Annotated in this window: 9 protein-coding genes, 4 tRNA genes and 1 pseudogene; 6 read left to right on the top strand and 8 right to left on the bottom strand. The window is 41.5% G+C overall.

Annotated elements, in window-relative coordinates:
* Positions 1 to 132 precede the first annotated feature (132 nt).
* Complete coding sequence (locus tag H140_RS0109270) at positions 133 to 2,112, top strand: AAA family ATPase (RefSeq protein ID WP_019673379.1); 1,980 nt, start codon at positions 133 to 135, stop codon at positions 2,110 to 2,112.
* Between the two features lie 67 nt (positions 2,113 to 2,179).
* Positions 2,180 to 3,340, top strand: coding sequence for a type I glyceraldehyde-3-phosphate dehydrogenase (locus tag H140_RS0109265; protein ID WP_019673378.1), 1,161 nt, complete (start codon positions 2,180 to 2,182; stop codon positions 3,338 to 3,340).
* Positions 3,341 to 3,531: 191 nt separating this feature from the next.
* Here the strand turns inward: H140_RS0109265 and H140_RS0109260 are convergent.
* The 7 genes and pseudogenes from H140_RS0109260 to H140_RS0109225 form a co-directional block, all read right to left on the bottom strand.
* Positions 3,532 to 3,622: transfer RNA gene (locus tag H140_RS0109260), tRNA-Ser, on the bottom strand.
* 192 nt (positions 3,623 to 3,814) lie between these two features.
* Positions 3,815 to 3,905 (bottom strand) — tRNA-Ser (locus H140_RS0109255).
* 274 nt (positions 3,906 to 4,179) lie between these two features.
* Complete coding sequence (locus H140_RS14360) at positions 4,180 to 4,509, bottom strand: hypothetical protein (RefSeq protein WP_051086887.1); 330 nt, start codon at positions 4,507 to 4,509, stop codon at positions 4,180 to 4,182.
* A 379-nt stretch (positions 4,510 to 4,888) separates the two neighbouring features.
* A tRNA-Asn gene (locus H140_RS0109245) sits at positions 4,889 to 4,964 on the bottom strand.
* Between the two features lie 460 nt (positions 4,965 to 5,424).
* Positions 5,425 to 7,116, bottom strand: a pseudogene (locus H140_RS0109240) (flotillin); the annotation flags it as partial.
* A gap of 253 nt (positions 7,117 to 7,369) precedes the next feature.
* Entirely contained in the window at positions 7,370 to 8,158 is a 789-nt protein-coding gene (locus H140_RS14355) for an OB-fold-containig protein (RefSeq protein ID WP_019673374.1), read from the bottom strand.
* A 223-nt stretch (positions 8,159 to 8,381) separates the two neighbouring features.
* Positions 8,382 to 8,457, bottom strand: a tRNA-Asn gene (locus tag H140_RS0109225).
* A 400-nt stretch (positions 8,458 to 8,857) separates the two neighbouring features.
* Here H140_RS0109225 and H140_RS0109220 point away from each other — a divergent pair.
* The 4 genes from H140_RS0109220 to uvrB all read left to right on the top strand — a co-directional run bounded on the left by H140_RS0109220 (position 8,858) and on the right by uvrB (position 13,387).
* Complete coding sequence (locus tag H140_RS0109220) at positions 8,858 to 9,421, top strand: acyl-CoA thioesterase (protein WP_019673373.1); 564 nt, start codon at positions 8,858 to 8,860, stop codon at positions 9,419 to 9,421.
* 99 nt (positions 9,422 to 9,520) lie between these two features.
* Entirely contained in the window at positions 9,521 to 10,123 is a 603-nt protein-coding gene (locus H140_RS0109215; RefSeq protein ID WP_019673372.1) for a DUF2059 domain-containing protein, read from the top strand.
* A 30-nt stretch (positions 10,124 to 10,153) separates the two neighbouring features.
* Entirely contained in the window at positions 10,154 to 10,837 is a 684-nt protein-coding gene (locus H140_RS0109210; protein WP_019673371.1) for a DUF2059 domain-containing protein, read from the top strand.
* A 432-nt stretch (positions 10,838 to 11,269) separates the two neighbouring features.
* On the top strand, positions 11,270 to 13,387 hold the full coding sequence (uvrB, locus tag H140_RS0109205) for an excinuclease ABC subunit UvrB (protein ID WP_019673370.1): 2,118 nt from the start codon (positions 11,270 to 11,272) through the stop codon (positions 13,385 to 13,387).
* Positions 13,388 to 13,402: 15 nt separating this feature from the next.
* On the opposite strand, the gene nirD is transcribed toward uvrB, so the two are convergent.
* Positions 13,403 to 13,780: a nitrite reductase small subunit NirD gene (gene nirD / locus H140_RS0109200; RefSeq protein WP_019673369.1), complete on the bottom strand. Its 378-nt coding sequence runs from the start codon at positions 13,778 to 13,780 to the stop codon at positions 13,403 to 13,405.
* Positions 13,781 to 13,844 lie beyond the last annotated feature (64 nt).

Here is a 13,844-nt window from a genome sequence, read left to right as displayed (position 1 = left end):
TTACAGCGTTAACCTCGTTTAGCCTACTTCAGTAGCACTTGCACTCGGTTGCCTTGTAACTCATTTATCTGACTACAACTATATATTCGCTCTTTAAACAGTCACCCTTGATTTTTATAAGACACCTTGCTCATGAAACAATCAACCGCTTTGGATATTCTGAAAACAGGTAAAAATGTATTTTTGACTGGATCTGCTGGATCTGGTAAGACCTATACCTTAAACCAATATATCCACTATTTAAGAGCCAGACGTGTCCCAGTAGCCACCACTGCCAGTACTGGTATAGCTGCTACCCATATGAACGGTATTACCATTCATAGCTGGTCGGGAATAGGTATTAAGGATGAGCTCAGTGAGCGTGATTTAGCCAATTTGTCACGAAAAAAGGTGCTCAAAGATAGGCTAAGAGAAACCGCTGTATTAATCATAGATGAAATCTCTATGCTACACGCCAAACAGCTTAACTTAGTCAATCAGGTGCTCAAACATATTCGTCAAAATGATCAGCCGTTTGGTGGCTTACAATTGGTAGCCGCCGGTGATTTTTTTCAGCTACCCCCAGTAGGCAGTCGTGGTGAGAGTAATAGAGAAAAGTTTGCTTTTATGTCGGAGGCGTGGCTAGAAGCTAGTTTTCAGGTATGCTATTTAAGTGAGCAGCACAGACAGCAAGCAGAAGATGAGGGTGCTCAGATTAGTTTGGATATGATTTTGAATCAAATCCGTGGTGAGCAGGGGGTAACAGCTGAAGCCATATATGCTCTACAAAATACTTATTATCAAGATGTCGATGTTAATCGTACTCGGCTATACACCCATAATGTGAATGTTAATAAAATTAATGAGAATGAATTGACAAAACTGTCGGGTGAAACTGTTGTTTATCATGCCATAACGCATGGTGACAACAAACTGGTTGAAACTTTAAAAAAATCAGTGCGTACCAATGATGAGCTGACGTTAAGAGTAGGTGCTAAGGTAATGTTTATAAAAAACAATACAGACCTTGGTGTCTCTAATGGTACCATGGGCGAGCTGGTCGGCTTTACTACCATTAAGCCACTGAACGGCAACAGCAGCGCCACAAAAGATGACGAGGATACATCTTATATACAAGCCGCAACAGAGATAAGTGATGTGGATACTGATACTAAGTCACAAGATGTACAAGAGATAGGCGAAGCATCTTCGGCAGTATCTTCGGACAGATATCCAGTGATCAAACTAAATACGGGTAGAAAAGTCATTGCTGAGCCAGAAGAGTGGATGATTGAGGATGAAAACGGTGAAGTGCTAGCCAGCTATACTCAAGTTCCCTTAACTTTAGCTTGGGCAATCACCATCCATAAATCTCAAGGCATGACCTTAGATGCAGCAGAAATTGATTTATCCAAAACTTTTGAGTTGGGACAAGGTTACGTGGCTTTATCACGATTAAAATCTCTAGAGGGGCTAAAGCTGCTAGGTATGAATGATCTAAGTTTGCGCTTAGACCCTTTGGCACGTGGGGCGGACTCTCGGTTTAAAGAGTTATCACATGAAGCGGAGCAGACCTTTGGTAATCTTGAGCCTGAAGTATTAAAAGAATCACATGATAGGTTTGTATTAATCTCAGGTGGAATACTAGATAAACAACAAATTGAAGCGTATGAGTCTCAACAAAAGACACGCCAACAAAGACAAGCTAAAAAACAAGCACAAAAAGAAAAGCTGGGCAACCAGCTTACAGATCACTCTCATAGTACCTTAATGACTACCAAGCTACTATTAGAAGAGAGCTTAACTATTGCTGAGGTAGCGGAAGAGCGTGGCTTAGCACAATCAACGATTATGGGGCATTTGTCACGTATTAAGCGCCAAAATCCTAGCTTTCAATGTGAGCATTTGCGTCCAGATGACAAGGTGATAAGGCTAGTCAGTGAGGCGGTAGATGCGATTATTGCTGCTGCAGATCCCAATGATTTTACTGGCAATACAGATGAGGCTGATGTGACTGAGGTAGGCAGAGACTTATTCACCAAAGAGCGGATAAAGTTACGGCCTATCTATGAGCATTTAAAGGAGCAAATAGACTATAATACCATCCGTATGGCGCTTATCTTCATTGATTAGGATATTGTATAAAATGCCCTATATGATGTTGTTTGGCTTATCATTTTTCTTTTTATAAGTGGTTACTATGTCTTTGTTACACGTAGATGCTGTTCAAGATATGCTTCACCCAAGACCTCCGTTGCGTGTGGCTATTAATGGCTTTGGACGCATCGGGCGTAATGTATTGCGTGCGCTTATCGAGCGCTTCGATGTGCTGGGCAAACTGGTGCATATTGTTGCTATAAATGATGTGGCGGATGTTGATACCTTATTACATTTATTAAAGTATGATAGCACTCATGGACGCTTGAGTCGGTTGGGAGTACAAGCCAGTATTTGTTATCCTAAAGTTGGGGGTAGAATAGAGGGCAGGGCTAGTAACGATACTCATAATGATCAACTACCACAAGCTGTACAGCTGTGTCTGACCAAAGATGATAAGACTTACTGTATAGACTTATTGGCAGAGGAAAAACCTGAAAATCTGCCTTGGCAAGCGCTGCAAGTAGATGTGGTGCTTGAGTGTACAGGTCACTTTCGCTCATATGCAGATGCCAGCCGTCATCTCACCGCTGGTGCCAAGCAGGTTATCGTTGGAGCGGCTCCGTTTGATAGCGTTGATGCCTGTATTGTGATGGGCGTTAATGACGCTGAGCTTACCCGCCAGTTGCCAATCATCTCGAGCGTCTCTTGTACCACCCAGGCCTTAGTGCCGCTCATTTATGTACTCGATAAAGCCTTTGGTACTCAGTCGGTTATGATGACAGAGATTCATGCCGTTACCGCTGATCAAAACGTGCTGGATCAACCGCACCGAGATAAACGCCGAGCACGAGCCTCGGGTCATAATTTTATTCCCACCACTTCCAGCAGTATTGCGGCTACTGAGCGCACCTTGCCTCACATGCTGGGCAAAATTGATGGTCATTCGATACGGGTGCCGACCATAGACGTGGCTGCTATTGATGTGACCTTTGTGTTTGATAAGCAAGTTACCTTAGATGAGGTAAGGGCAGTTCTGAAAGCAGCCTGTGCGCCTGAGAGTCGCTTGTATGGGATAATGGGTTACAGTGATGAACCATTGGTGTCTAGTGATTTTATTCATCAACCTGAATCACTAATTATAGATGATGAGCAACTGATGCAGGTAGGCAGCCAAGTTAAGGTATTTGCATGGTATGACAATGAGTGGGGCTATGCCAATCGTTTATTGGATATGTGCTTGTATTTGTATTATGTAGATTAGGGGCTGTATAGTAATCATTTACGTAACTGACAGAAAATTTTTTTAGTCATCTCGATGCATAAAATAGCAAGCTTAGTTATTCTAAGCGTCTATCTTAGACCAAGAGTGGGTTTAGACTAAGAGTGGGCAAATAGATATCAAGTACAAAACATAAAAAAAGGCCAGCTTAAATAAGCTGGCCTTTAAGTATCTGGCGGAGTCGGTGAGATTCGAACTCACGAAGGGCTATGAACCCTTGCCGGTTTTCAAGACCGGTGCATTCAACCGCTCTGCCACGACTCCAATAAGTGGCATATTATATACAAATGTCAGCCAAATGCAAGTAGAAATGTGAATTTAGTTTGAAGTCATACAAAGCTACCAGTGATATTGGTCAGTATATTAACATTCTAATATGCAAAAGGATTGCAAATAGCTAGAAATGATAAGACAAAAAAAAGCCAACTTTAAATAGTAAGTTGACTTTTAAGTATCTGGCGGAGTCGGTGAGATTCGAACTCACGAAGGGCTATGAACCCTTGCCGGTTTTCAAGACCGGTGCATTCAACCGCTCTGCCACGACTCCGTAGGTGCAGTATTATAGAGGATTTGATTTTGATTGCAAGTGCTTTTTTTAAATTTCGCACACTTTTTTAACGTTTACAGATAAATTCGTCAAAATCTTTATTTTTGGCTTTATAATTTATATTTATGATTCTATAACCCATTAACCCATTAACCCATTGCGCTAAGTTAGGACAATAGACATGTTAGGACAATAGACATTAAAAATATAGCCCTAACTTAGAATAGCTGCTTTTAGAATAGATACTTAATGCGCTAGGGCGGGGCTTGCCCGATTAGGTTTCGTTTTGTTCTTCAAGTAACCCTTTTGGTGCATAGCTGTTATGCGTATCAATAATGGCTTGCTCGATAATTGCGTTGCTCACACCTTTTGAGCGTAATTGCTCGATGAATAGCTCATCATCAGCTAAGGTATAGCCATCATGGTCTCTATCTAAGCCTTGTCTTATATAAAGGCGGATAAGACCTTGGATGCGCCTAAATCCATGCTCATGAGCGGTTTCTTCAAGTAGACTAATCATCTCTTCTGAAAGTCTGATGCTGATGGGACGGGTAATTTTTTGCGGATGATTGGAATATTTGTTGCGTATGTGTGGAGGTATTATAGCCATAATATCATCAATTCAGTGAAGTAAAATTAATTCATTATAAGTGAAATTTAAGTAAACACCAAGTAATATGCTGTGTTAGTCAGTATTAACTCTGTCAGAACCGTAACTCTGTCAGCTCTGCCAGGGATATTAATATATGCTGTATTATTAATATATGCTGTATAAAGGTGAACAACCTCTAACAACTGCTCTATAAATTAATGACTACTGATAACTCAGTTGCTTCGTACTTCAATGTTCTGACTATGACAGTCTGAAGCGCTGATAAGAATATACTTTTATTTAAGTGCATAAAAAAAGTCCTAATCACTTGATTAGGACTTTTTTACAAGGCTTTAATAGTTAAGCTATGAGGTTTAAGCCTTACTAAATTTGGCTCCCTAACCTGGGCTCGAACCAGGGACACACGGATTAACAGTCCGATGCTCTACCAACTGAGCTATTAGGGAATAAGTTATTGACACATTTCTTTTTGCAAAAAGGTCTTAACTAAGTGATGCGTATTCTAGCCAAGCTTAGAGCAGGTGTCAAGCCCTAACCTGAAAAATATGTAATAATTTTTTATTACCCAGTATTTTAATCTTTACTAGGCGCTATTTTTATATTACTAGTATGGTTACCTGGCTGACTATTACCGCCTTTATCACTGTAATTGGTAGAGCTTGAATCCGCTTTATTTATGGCTTTACTCACTCTTTGGTTAACCCCTTCAGGCAGTTCTAAAGATTGTAAATTACTGGTTGCAGGATTAGATTGCGAAGTGAGGTTTTTAGCATTATGATTTGCAGACTTAGCGTCATTATTAGGGTTATTATGAGTCGAATTGCTGTCCGTAAGGTGTGACTGTCTCGACTTGTTTACTTTTTGAGGGTTTTGGCTGCCGTCAGCTGGTTGAAACTGAGAATCTACCAAAGTACGGGTTAAGGCATTGATATCCCCGCCACCTGCTAGACCTAACTCCCCTAATAAATGGTCAATCAAAGGCGCTTGACTACGATAGCGTAAGGCTGAGCTAACCACTTCATCAGCCAAAGATCCGCCACCAGAAGTGGTTTGATTATTATCACCAGTAGTACTTCCTAACATACCGCCACCAGTTCCACCGACTTGTAGAATTTTAATACCATCGATATTTTCAATAGGTTTCACAGATTCGGCGATAATTGAGGGTAAGCGTTCAAGTAAGGCAATACGAACCTGCATATCAATTTGGTCTGGAGATAACACATTGGCTGCTTCATTGATGGCTTCAGTACCTTCTGCTTCTACGCGGTACTGTTCAGCCTTCGCTTTCGCAATCACTAATTGGGCATCGGCTTCACCCTGAGCGATTAAGCGTTGTTTGTCCGCCGCAGCTTGAGCTTCAATACGGACTGCCTCAGCTCTGTCTTTAGCTGCAATCTTGTCAGCTTCAGCAGCCACTTTGATATCGATGGCTTCTTTTTCAGCTTGTTCAGTGGCTTTAATCAGCTGTACTGCTTTAGCCCGCTCAGCAATCTCACGTTCCCGAACGGTAGCTACGTTTTCTGATTGTTGCACAGCCAAGGCTCTGGCTTTATCGGCTTCTGCTTTGGCAACTGATTCAGCTCGTGATTTTTCAGCAACTGCAATCTGGCGTTCTTGTTCCGCCAACTCTATGGCTTTTTGGCGTTCAATATTGGCTTGCTCAAGCGCTTGTTGTTTAATAATATCTTGACTCTTAATATCACGCTCAGCATTAATACGCTGTAAATCAATTTCACGTTCCGCCGCAATTTTTGCTTCTTCAGCTTCTCGTTGTTTCATGCTTTCTTCTGAAGCAATATTAGAAGATTGTTCAGCACGTCGAATCGAGATTTCACGTTGCTGCTCAAGTTTGGCGTATTCTTCTTCACGTACAATATCAATGCGACTACGTTCCGCTTCCAAATTTTTGGTCTTAATAGCCAGATCAGTTTCTTGCTCAATGTCATTGCGTAGTTTTAATCTATCTTGAATGGTTTTCGTTAACCGAGTCATACCTTCAGCATCAAAAGCATTTTGTGGATTAAAATACTCAAAGTTGGTCTGATCCAACCCAGTTAAAGACACGGTTTCAAGCTCTAAGCCGTTTTTAGATAAATCTTCTGAGACAGCACGTTGTACTCGTTGGACAAAATCTACACGCTGTTCATGCAGCTCTTCCATCTGCATCTCTGCGGCCACTGCGCGCAGAGCATCGACAAATTTACCTTCCACCAAGTTTTTTAGTTCATCTGGCGCCATGGTTTTCATACCCAAGGTTTGGGCAGCAGTGGCGATGGATTCTTTTAATGGGCTGACTCGCACATAAAATTCAGCTTTGACATCGACACGCATACGGTCTTTGGTAATGAGTGCCTCTTCATTTGCACGACGCACTTCAAGGCGTAAGGTATTCATATTAACGGGGATGACTTCATGTAATACAGGAAGTACAAATGCACCGCCGTTTAAGATGACACGTTCACCGCCCATACCCGTACGCACAAAAGAGACTTCTTTACTGGCGCGGGTGTAGAGACGGGTGAGTATAAATCCAATAAGTAGCAATAAAACAAAGATGACACCCGCAATAATAGCGTAGGTGATTAAGCCTGACATAAAATGTCCTTTTTATAAGAATTTTCTTTTAGAGTTATATTTCGTGCATCATGGAATAAAGCCAATGGCACAAATTCTGAAAACATAAGGGTTAGAAATTCACGAGAAAGTAAATGAGAGGGGAGAATGGGTAATTTAAAGGAAATAAAACGGTGGAACTTAAATTTAAAAGCTGAATACAGAGTCGGATTAAAAACAGAAAAACCAGAATTTGGCAGAAATAATTCTTTAATTAAGATCATATTAATTAAGGTCATACTTTTTTCACCCAATAACGCTCTCCCACTTTTTTAGTAATTATTAGCTTATCGTCACTGGTTAAGGTAAGTGATGCTGGAGGTTTAGTGGAGGGTAAAGAATCAGCTTTCGAGTTAGTGACAGAAGTAGTATCCATATCAATGGATGGCTGATTTAATTCTAATTCAAATGGCGAATGTGCTTGTGATTTATGACTTAGACCCATAAGTTCAGCATCAGGTTCAACCATAATATAATGAATTTGTCCGTGTTCATCTTGAGTTTTGGCTTGTGCTGGTTGACTAGGACTGGCATAACCAATCACAATGGTCGCTGATTGCCCCACTAAGGCATCACCACTTATCGCGGTCGTCTCATCTTTTGGAATAATGCGATAAAGAAGAGCGGCCAGTACCTTTAATAAGGGAATGCTAATTACTAAAGCATCAAGGCTTGCTAGCCAAGGAGAGAGATAGTTACCTAAAACAGATAAAGACAGTTGTTGTAATAAGATACCACTAATACAAAAACTACCAATAAACAAAATCAGCAATATCATGGTAGGAATTCGACCCACATACAACCAATCTAAGGCTTTAAGCCCTAGACTTAGATCACCGTCAAAATCCAGATCAACATCAGTATCTACATCGGCTTCAAGAAGTGAGTCAGGGACTAAATTATCTAAGAATCCGCTTAATCCTCCAAATACAAATCCTAAAACTTCTACAATTAACAATATAATGAGTACAAAGCCAGCGACGACAAATGGTGCAAAAGCAGGAGAATCAAAAAGTGGCCACATGATATAGTCTAATTATTTTAAAGGAAGAAAATCTAAGAAAAAGATAATTTAAGGATAAGTTTGTGGTTATGCGAAAGTGAGGTCTATATATTATTTAGTAAAATTAGCAGTATTTTAACTATTTTTCAAGAAAAAAAAGTCCTTATCTATATCGATAAGGACTTTGGCATTTGCCATAAGAGTATTGCTTTTGCAATGTTAGCATGTTATTCATGCTAGAATTTGGCTCCCTAACCTGGGCTCGAACCAGGGACACACGGATTAACAGTCCGATGCTCTACCAACTGAGCTATTAGGGAATAGTAGGTGTTAACAACGAGTTAGCTTATTTTGGCTAAAGCACATTGGGGTGTGCTGTTGTTGCTAAGTGGGGCGTATTCTATCAAATAATTTGCAGGCGTCAAGCCTTTTTTTGAAAAAAAGATAAAAAAAGCTGAAAAAAGTGGTTTTTGTGAGTAATTTTATGTATTTGCGTCTTTTGTGTGTGCTTTTGGCGTGTTTTGTGCTTATTGTTTGTTGTTGTGTTGATGGCGCTGGTTTCAACTGGTTTTAAATTAGGGGGTTGTGTTACAGTGCGCAACCGATGAGTCGGGCGCTTTATTGTTTAGTTTTTAAAAATTGGGTTAAACTAGATTTGCGTTAGACGATTGATGACTAATAAATAGATGAAAATGCTAAATAAATAAGAGGATGGTTTGTATGCCACAGTTAAATACGTTACCAAGTTCGAATGCGGTGAAAGCCCCGTTAAAGCATGAGTTATATATGTCGGTATTGATGACGCCAGATATGGCTAACTTTATCGGTAATGTGCATGGTGGGGATTTGTTGAAGATGCTTGACCAAGTCGCTTATGCCTGTGCCAGCCGTTATAGTGGTAGCTATGTGGTGACTTTGTCGGTGGATCAGGTGATGTTTTTAGAGCCTATTTATGTGGGTGAGTTGGTGACCTTTGCGGCCAATATTAACCATGTGGGTAGAACTTCGATGGAAGTGGGTATCCGTGTTGAGGCGGAAAATATCCAAGAGCGTACGGTGCGCCATACCAACAGCTGTTACTTTACTATGGTGGCGGTCGATGAAAATGGTAAGCCGACGCCTGTACCACCACTTGAAATTAAAGATTATGTGCAGCAGTGCCGCTTTGATGCCGCTGCCGCTCGTAAAGAGATGCGTATGCAGCAGTCAAATCGACCAAGTTGTGATTTGGATGATGCGCTTCCAGGTGGCTTAGATGGCTTTAAACCAAGCGATCAGATTTAAGCGATTAAACGCTTTAATACAATAACGCTTTAATACAATAACGATTTAATACCAATAACGTGTTTAATAACACAACAAAACTCTAATTAAGGATGTTGGATGCAAAAATTATTCAAGCTAAGTGGTTTGTCATTGGCGGCTATGCTGGTGGCAACCACGCCAGCGCTGGCTGAGCTAACGGTTGATAGTGCCACATATAAGGTTGGTAAGACGACTCACCTTGGCAGTGTCGGCCAGCAAGTGCCTAGCGATGCCTCGCTGGTGAAGCTGATGCAAATCATGCGTATGGCACAAATGATGCAGACGATGGCAGGGTCTCAAGGTGAGATGCTGGAGTCTGCCATGCAAATGGCGCTAAAAGATAAAGGTCTCGATGAGCTGACAGCGACTCAAAAACAGCAGATAGAAGAGGTGCTGACTAAGTATACGCAGCAGATGTTGACAGAGACCAATAGCAAGATTATTGATATTGCGCAACAGCACTTTTTAGTGGTGGCAAAAAAGCACTATAATCAAGCGGAAGTAGATGCTCAGATTCAGTTTTATAGTAGTGATATTGGTCAAAGCATACTCGATAAGCAGCCTGAGTTTATGCAAGAGTATATGATGGCAATGATGCCAGAGGCAATGACTGCTGCTATTGAAGCTCGTGAGAAGCTAACGCCAAAGCTGATGCAGGATTTACGTCAGATATTAAAGTAGGGCTGTTTTTAACTTTTAGGTAGAGATTGTATGGCACGTTTTCATTCTAGGGTATCCGCTAGGGTTACCCAAAAGTTGCAGTCCAAGCTATTGGCGTTAACTGCTACCGCTATGCTAACGGCAGTGACACCGTCTCATGCTGAGCTGATTATTTCAAATAGCGCAAATGTTGCTAACACGACCAATAATAGCCTAAGCAGTAGTGCGAAGATGGATACGGTTGTAAATCAAAATACAGCGGTTCCCAGTGAAGCATCTGTGATTAAGCTGATGCAGGTGATGCGCATTGATAAGCGAATAGAGGCGGTTATCGAGGGTAAGCAGGCGGCAACCGATGTTTTGCAAAATCAAGGGCAAAATCAGGACACAGACAAGCCAGCTGTTGATAAAAAAGTGCTCGAAGGTCAACTTAAAGGCATCTTGGCGCAGTATGCTCAGATTATTGTCGGAGGCTTGCAAAGTCATGGCAGTGTGGAGGAGTTAACTCAGGCTTATATTGAATCAGTGCAAGCGCACTATACTCAGCAAGAAGTGGATGCGCTCATTGCTTTTTATGATACGCCGATGGGGCAGAGTATCTTGGACAAAAATCCAAAGGTGGCCGCAGACTTTATGCAAAAGTCATTACCAGATGAGGATCAGATGCAGCAGACGCAAGATCAGTTTGAGCAAATGTTGCCACAGTTAAAGCAGGTGATTAAAGACGCATTTTAACCACTTGTTTGCTATATATATCAACTAACCGAATTTGCTATGAAATGGCGATGGTCGCATGAGGCCGTCGCCTTTTTTATGCCTGTTCTTTGTGGTTTATATCTTTATGGCTTATAGTTAGTGGCTTATGGCTTATGGCTTATGGCTTATGGCTTATGGTTGCTGGTCTATGGCTGCTATCTTGCGTTTTTTATAGCTAGAGTTGTATAGCTGGCTTTAGCTCATTTGGGGAACGGAACTCATCTGGCAAACAGCAACTGTGGCTTTAAAAGTTAAAATTTACCCCCATAAATAAGCTAACCAACACCCAAACTTTAAAAGGCAACTAGTTTTAAAAGCACCCAGTTTCATAAGATAGTCCAGATAATAAAAAATTAAACCTTATTCAATTTATTTAAATAACGAAACTTAGATAAAGAAAAGACAATAACTATGCGCATGCCAGAACCAAGATCATCAAGACAATTAAACCAACTTGCCACTCAGCTGCAAGATGAAGCAGAGATTACCGGTGTTAACGTCTCGGGTACCCAAATCTCGAGCCGTGCCTTTGAAATGGTCACCGACTTCGAGCCAGCTGGTGATCAGCCGCAAGCCATTGAAAAGCTAGTAAAAGGCGTTGAGTCTGGGATGGATGCGCAGTTGCTGCTTGGGGTAACTGGCTCTGGTAAGACTTATACCATGGCCAAAGTCATCAGCGAATGTCAGCGTCCAACCATCATTATGGCGCATAATAAAACCTTGGCGGCTCAGCTGTATGGCGAATTTAAGTCCTTCTTTCCGCACAATGCGGTAGAGTATTTCGTCAGTTATTATGATTATTATCAGCCAGAAGCTTATGTCGCTGCCAGTGATACTTTTATCGAAAAAGACAGTGCCATTAATGACCATATTGACCAAATGCGGCTGTCAGCTACCCGTGCGTTGCTTGAGCGCCGTGATGCGATTATTATATCTTCTGTGTCGTCGATTTATGGTTTGGGTGACCCCGAAAGCTATTTAAAAATGCTGCTGCATTTGGTGGTTGGTGATATTGTAGATCGCAAAGCACTAGTTAAGCGTCTAGTAGCGCTTCAATACACCCGTAACGAGCTAGACTTTGATCGAGGCACCTACCGTTTAAGGGGTGAAATATTAGATATCTATCCTGCTGAATCTGAACAACTAGCGGTACGTATTAGTATGTTTGATGATGAGGTGGAAAAAATCAGCTGGTTTGATCCACTAACTGGCAAAACGGTACGTAGTGTGCCACGTATCACGATTTATCCAAAATCACACTATGTTACCCCTCGTGAAAAGCTAGAAGCGGCCAGTAATACCATTCGAGCTGAATTAGAAGAGCGTCTTAAATATTTTCGTGATAACGATAAGTTAATCGAAGCTCAGCGTATCAAAGAGCGGACACAGTATGACTTGGAGATGATTCAGCAGCTCGGCTACTGTAATGGTATTGAAAACTACTCGCTCCACTTATCTGGCCGTAAGGCAGGAGAGCCGCCACCGACTCTATTTGATTATATTCCACCTGATGCGTTGCTCTTTATTGATGAGTCCCATGTGACCGTCCCGCAAATTGGCGCTATGTATAAAGGGGATCGATCACGAAAAGAGAACTTGGTGAACTATGGCTTTAGATTGCCGAGTGCGATGGACAACCGCCCGATGAAGTTTGAAGAGTGGGAGCGTATCAAGCCTGCCACAATTTTTGTTTCAGCCACACCAGCGCAATATGAGCTGGAAAAAAGCGAGCAAGTGGTGGAGCAAGTGGTGCGTCCAACCGGCTTGATTGACCCTGAGATTGAGATACGTCCGGTATTGACTCAGGTTGACGATGTGTTATCTGAGATTACAAAGCGGCGTGAAGTTAACGAGCGGGTGCTAATCACTACCTTGACCAAGCGCATGGCAGAAGACTTGACCGATTATCTCAAAGAATATGATGTCAAAGTCGCTTATTTGCATTCAGATATTGATACGGTTGAGCGAATGCAGATTATCCATGAGCTGCGTACGGGTGTCCATGATGTGTTGGTCGGGATTAACCTGCTTCGAGAAGGCTTGGATATGCCTGAAGTGTCATTAGTAGCGATATTTGATGCCGATAAAGAAGGCTTCTTGCGCTCTGAGCGTTCGTTAATTCAGACCATAGGTCGTGCCGCACGTAACTTACATGGTAAAGCAATCTTGTATGCCGATAAGATAACGCCAAGTATGGAAAAAGCGATTGAAGAGACCGAGCGCCGCCGTGAAAAACAGATTGCCTTTAACCTAGAGCACGGCATTACACCAAAATCAGCGACACGTAGTATTACTGACAAGATTGATACTGGTGAGGATGAGCAGGATATCAATGACAATCAGTCGATTCCTACCAGCTCAGGCTTGCCAGATGTGGATATTGAGATTTTACGCAGTCCAGATTTGCTCGCCAAAGAGATTAACCGCTTAGAAAAACAAATGAAACAGCTGTCACGTGAGCTTAAGTTTGAAGAAGCGGCCAAGATACGGGATACGGTATTGGAATTAAAGACTTATATTGTTCAATAATAATTTGAAGTAAGTTTATGCTGCTAAGCTATCTTTTAGACAGATTAACACATCATTATCTTTTAAAATAATGGTATGGCTATTGAGCTTAATGCCATCATCATCCAAACATTGACCAGTGGCTAGATCAAAACGCTGTTTATAAATGGGTGAAGCGATATAAATTACCTCACGTTTTATCGTAGAGCCATCTTCGGCTGTGTCCTCCAAGAAGGTTCCTCCGATTAAGCCACGAGATAATACATTAGCCTTACTAAAAGGGTCATAATTATCAAGGGCAAACAACTGATCGTCTTTAGTGCGAAAAATAGCTACTTGTTTGCCTTCAATTAGAGCGCAAACCCCGCCTTCAGGTATAATATCTTCAAGTTTGCATATTAGTTGAGTAGTCATACAATTTTCCTTAATGTATATTGTCATAGAGATGGGGGTAAAAGTTTTAAATATTTTTAGGAAA

The organism is Psychrobacter lutiphocae DSM 21542 (assembly GCF_000382145.1).
Classification (GTDB): Bacteria; Pseudomonadota; Gammaproteobacteria; order Pseudomonadales; family Moraxellaceae; genus Psychrobacter; species Psychrobacter lutiphocae.
This window is presented reverse-complemented; position numbering and strand designations above follow the sequence as displayed.

What these genes read in the sequence shown, in the direction of transcription:
- H140_RS0109270 (WP_019673379.1), top strand. Translation starts at nt 133, where the DNA reads ATGAAACAATCAACCGCTTTGGATATTCTGAAAACAGGTAAAAATGTA.
- H140_RS0109265 (WP_019673378.1), top strand. Translation starts at nt 2,180, where the DNA reads ATGTCTTTGTTACACGTAGATGCTGTTCAAGATATGCTTCACCCAAGA.
- H140_RS14355 (WP_019673374.1), bottom strand. Translation starts at nt 8,158, where the DNA reads ATGTGGCCACTTTTTGATTCTCCTGCTTTTGCACCATTTGTCGTCGCT.
- H140_RS0109220 (WP_019673373.1), top strand. Translation starts at nt 8,858, where the DNA reads ATGCCACAGTTAAATACGTTACCAAGTTCGAATGCGGTGAAAGCCCCG.
- H140_RS0109215 (WP_019673372.1), top strand. Translation starts at nt 9,521, where the DNA reads ATGCAAAAATTATTCAAGCTAAGTGGTTTGTCATTGGCGGCTATGCTG.
- H140_RS0109210 (WP_019673371.1), top strand. Translation starts at nt 10,154, where the DNA reads ATGGCACGTTTTCATTCTAGGGTATCCGCTAGGGTTACCCAAAAGTTG.
- uvrB (WP_019673370.1), top strand. Translation starts at nt 11,270, where the DNA reads ATGCGCATGCCAGAACCAAGATCATCAAGACAATTAAACCAACTTGCC.
- nirD (WP_019673369.1), bottom strand. Translation starts at nt 13,780, where the DNA reads ATGACTACTCAACTAATATGCAAACTTGAAGATATTATACCTGAAGGC.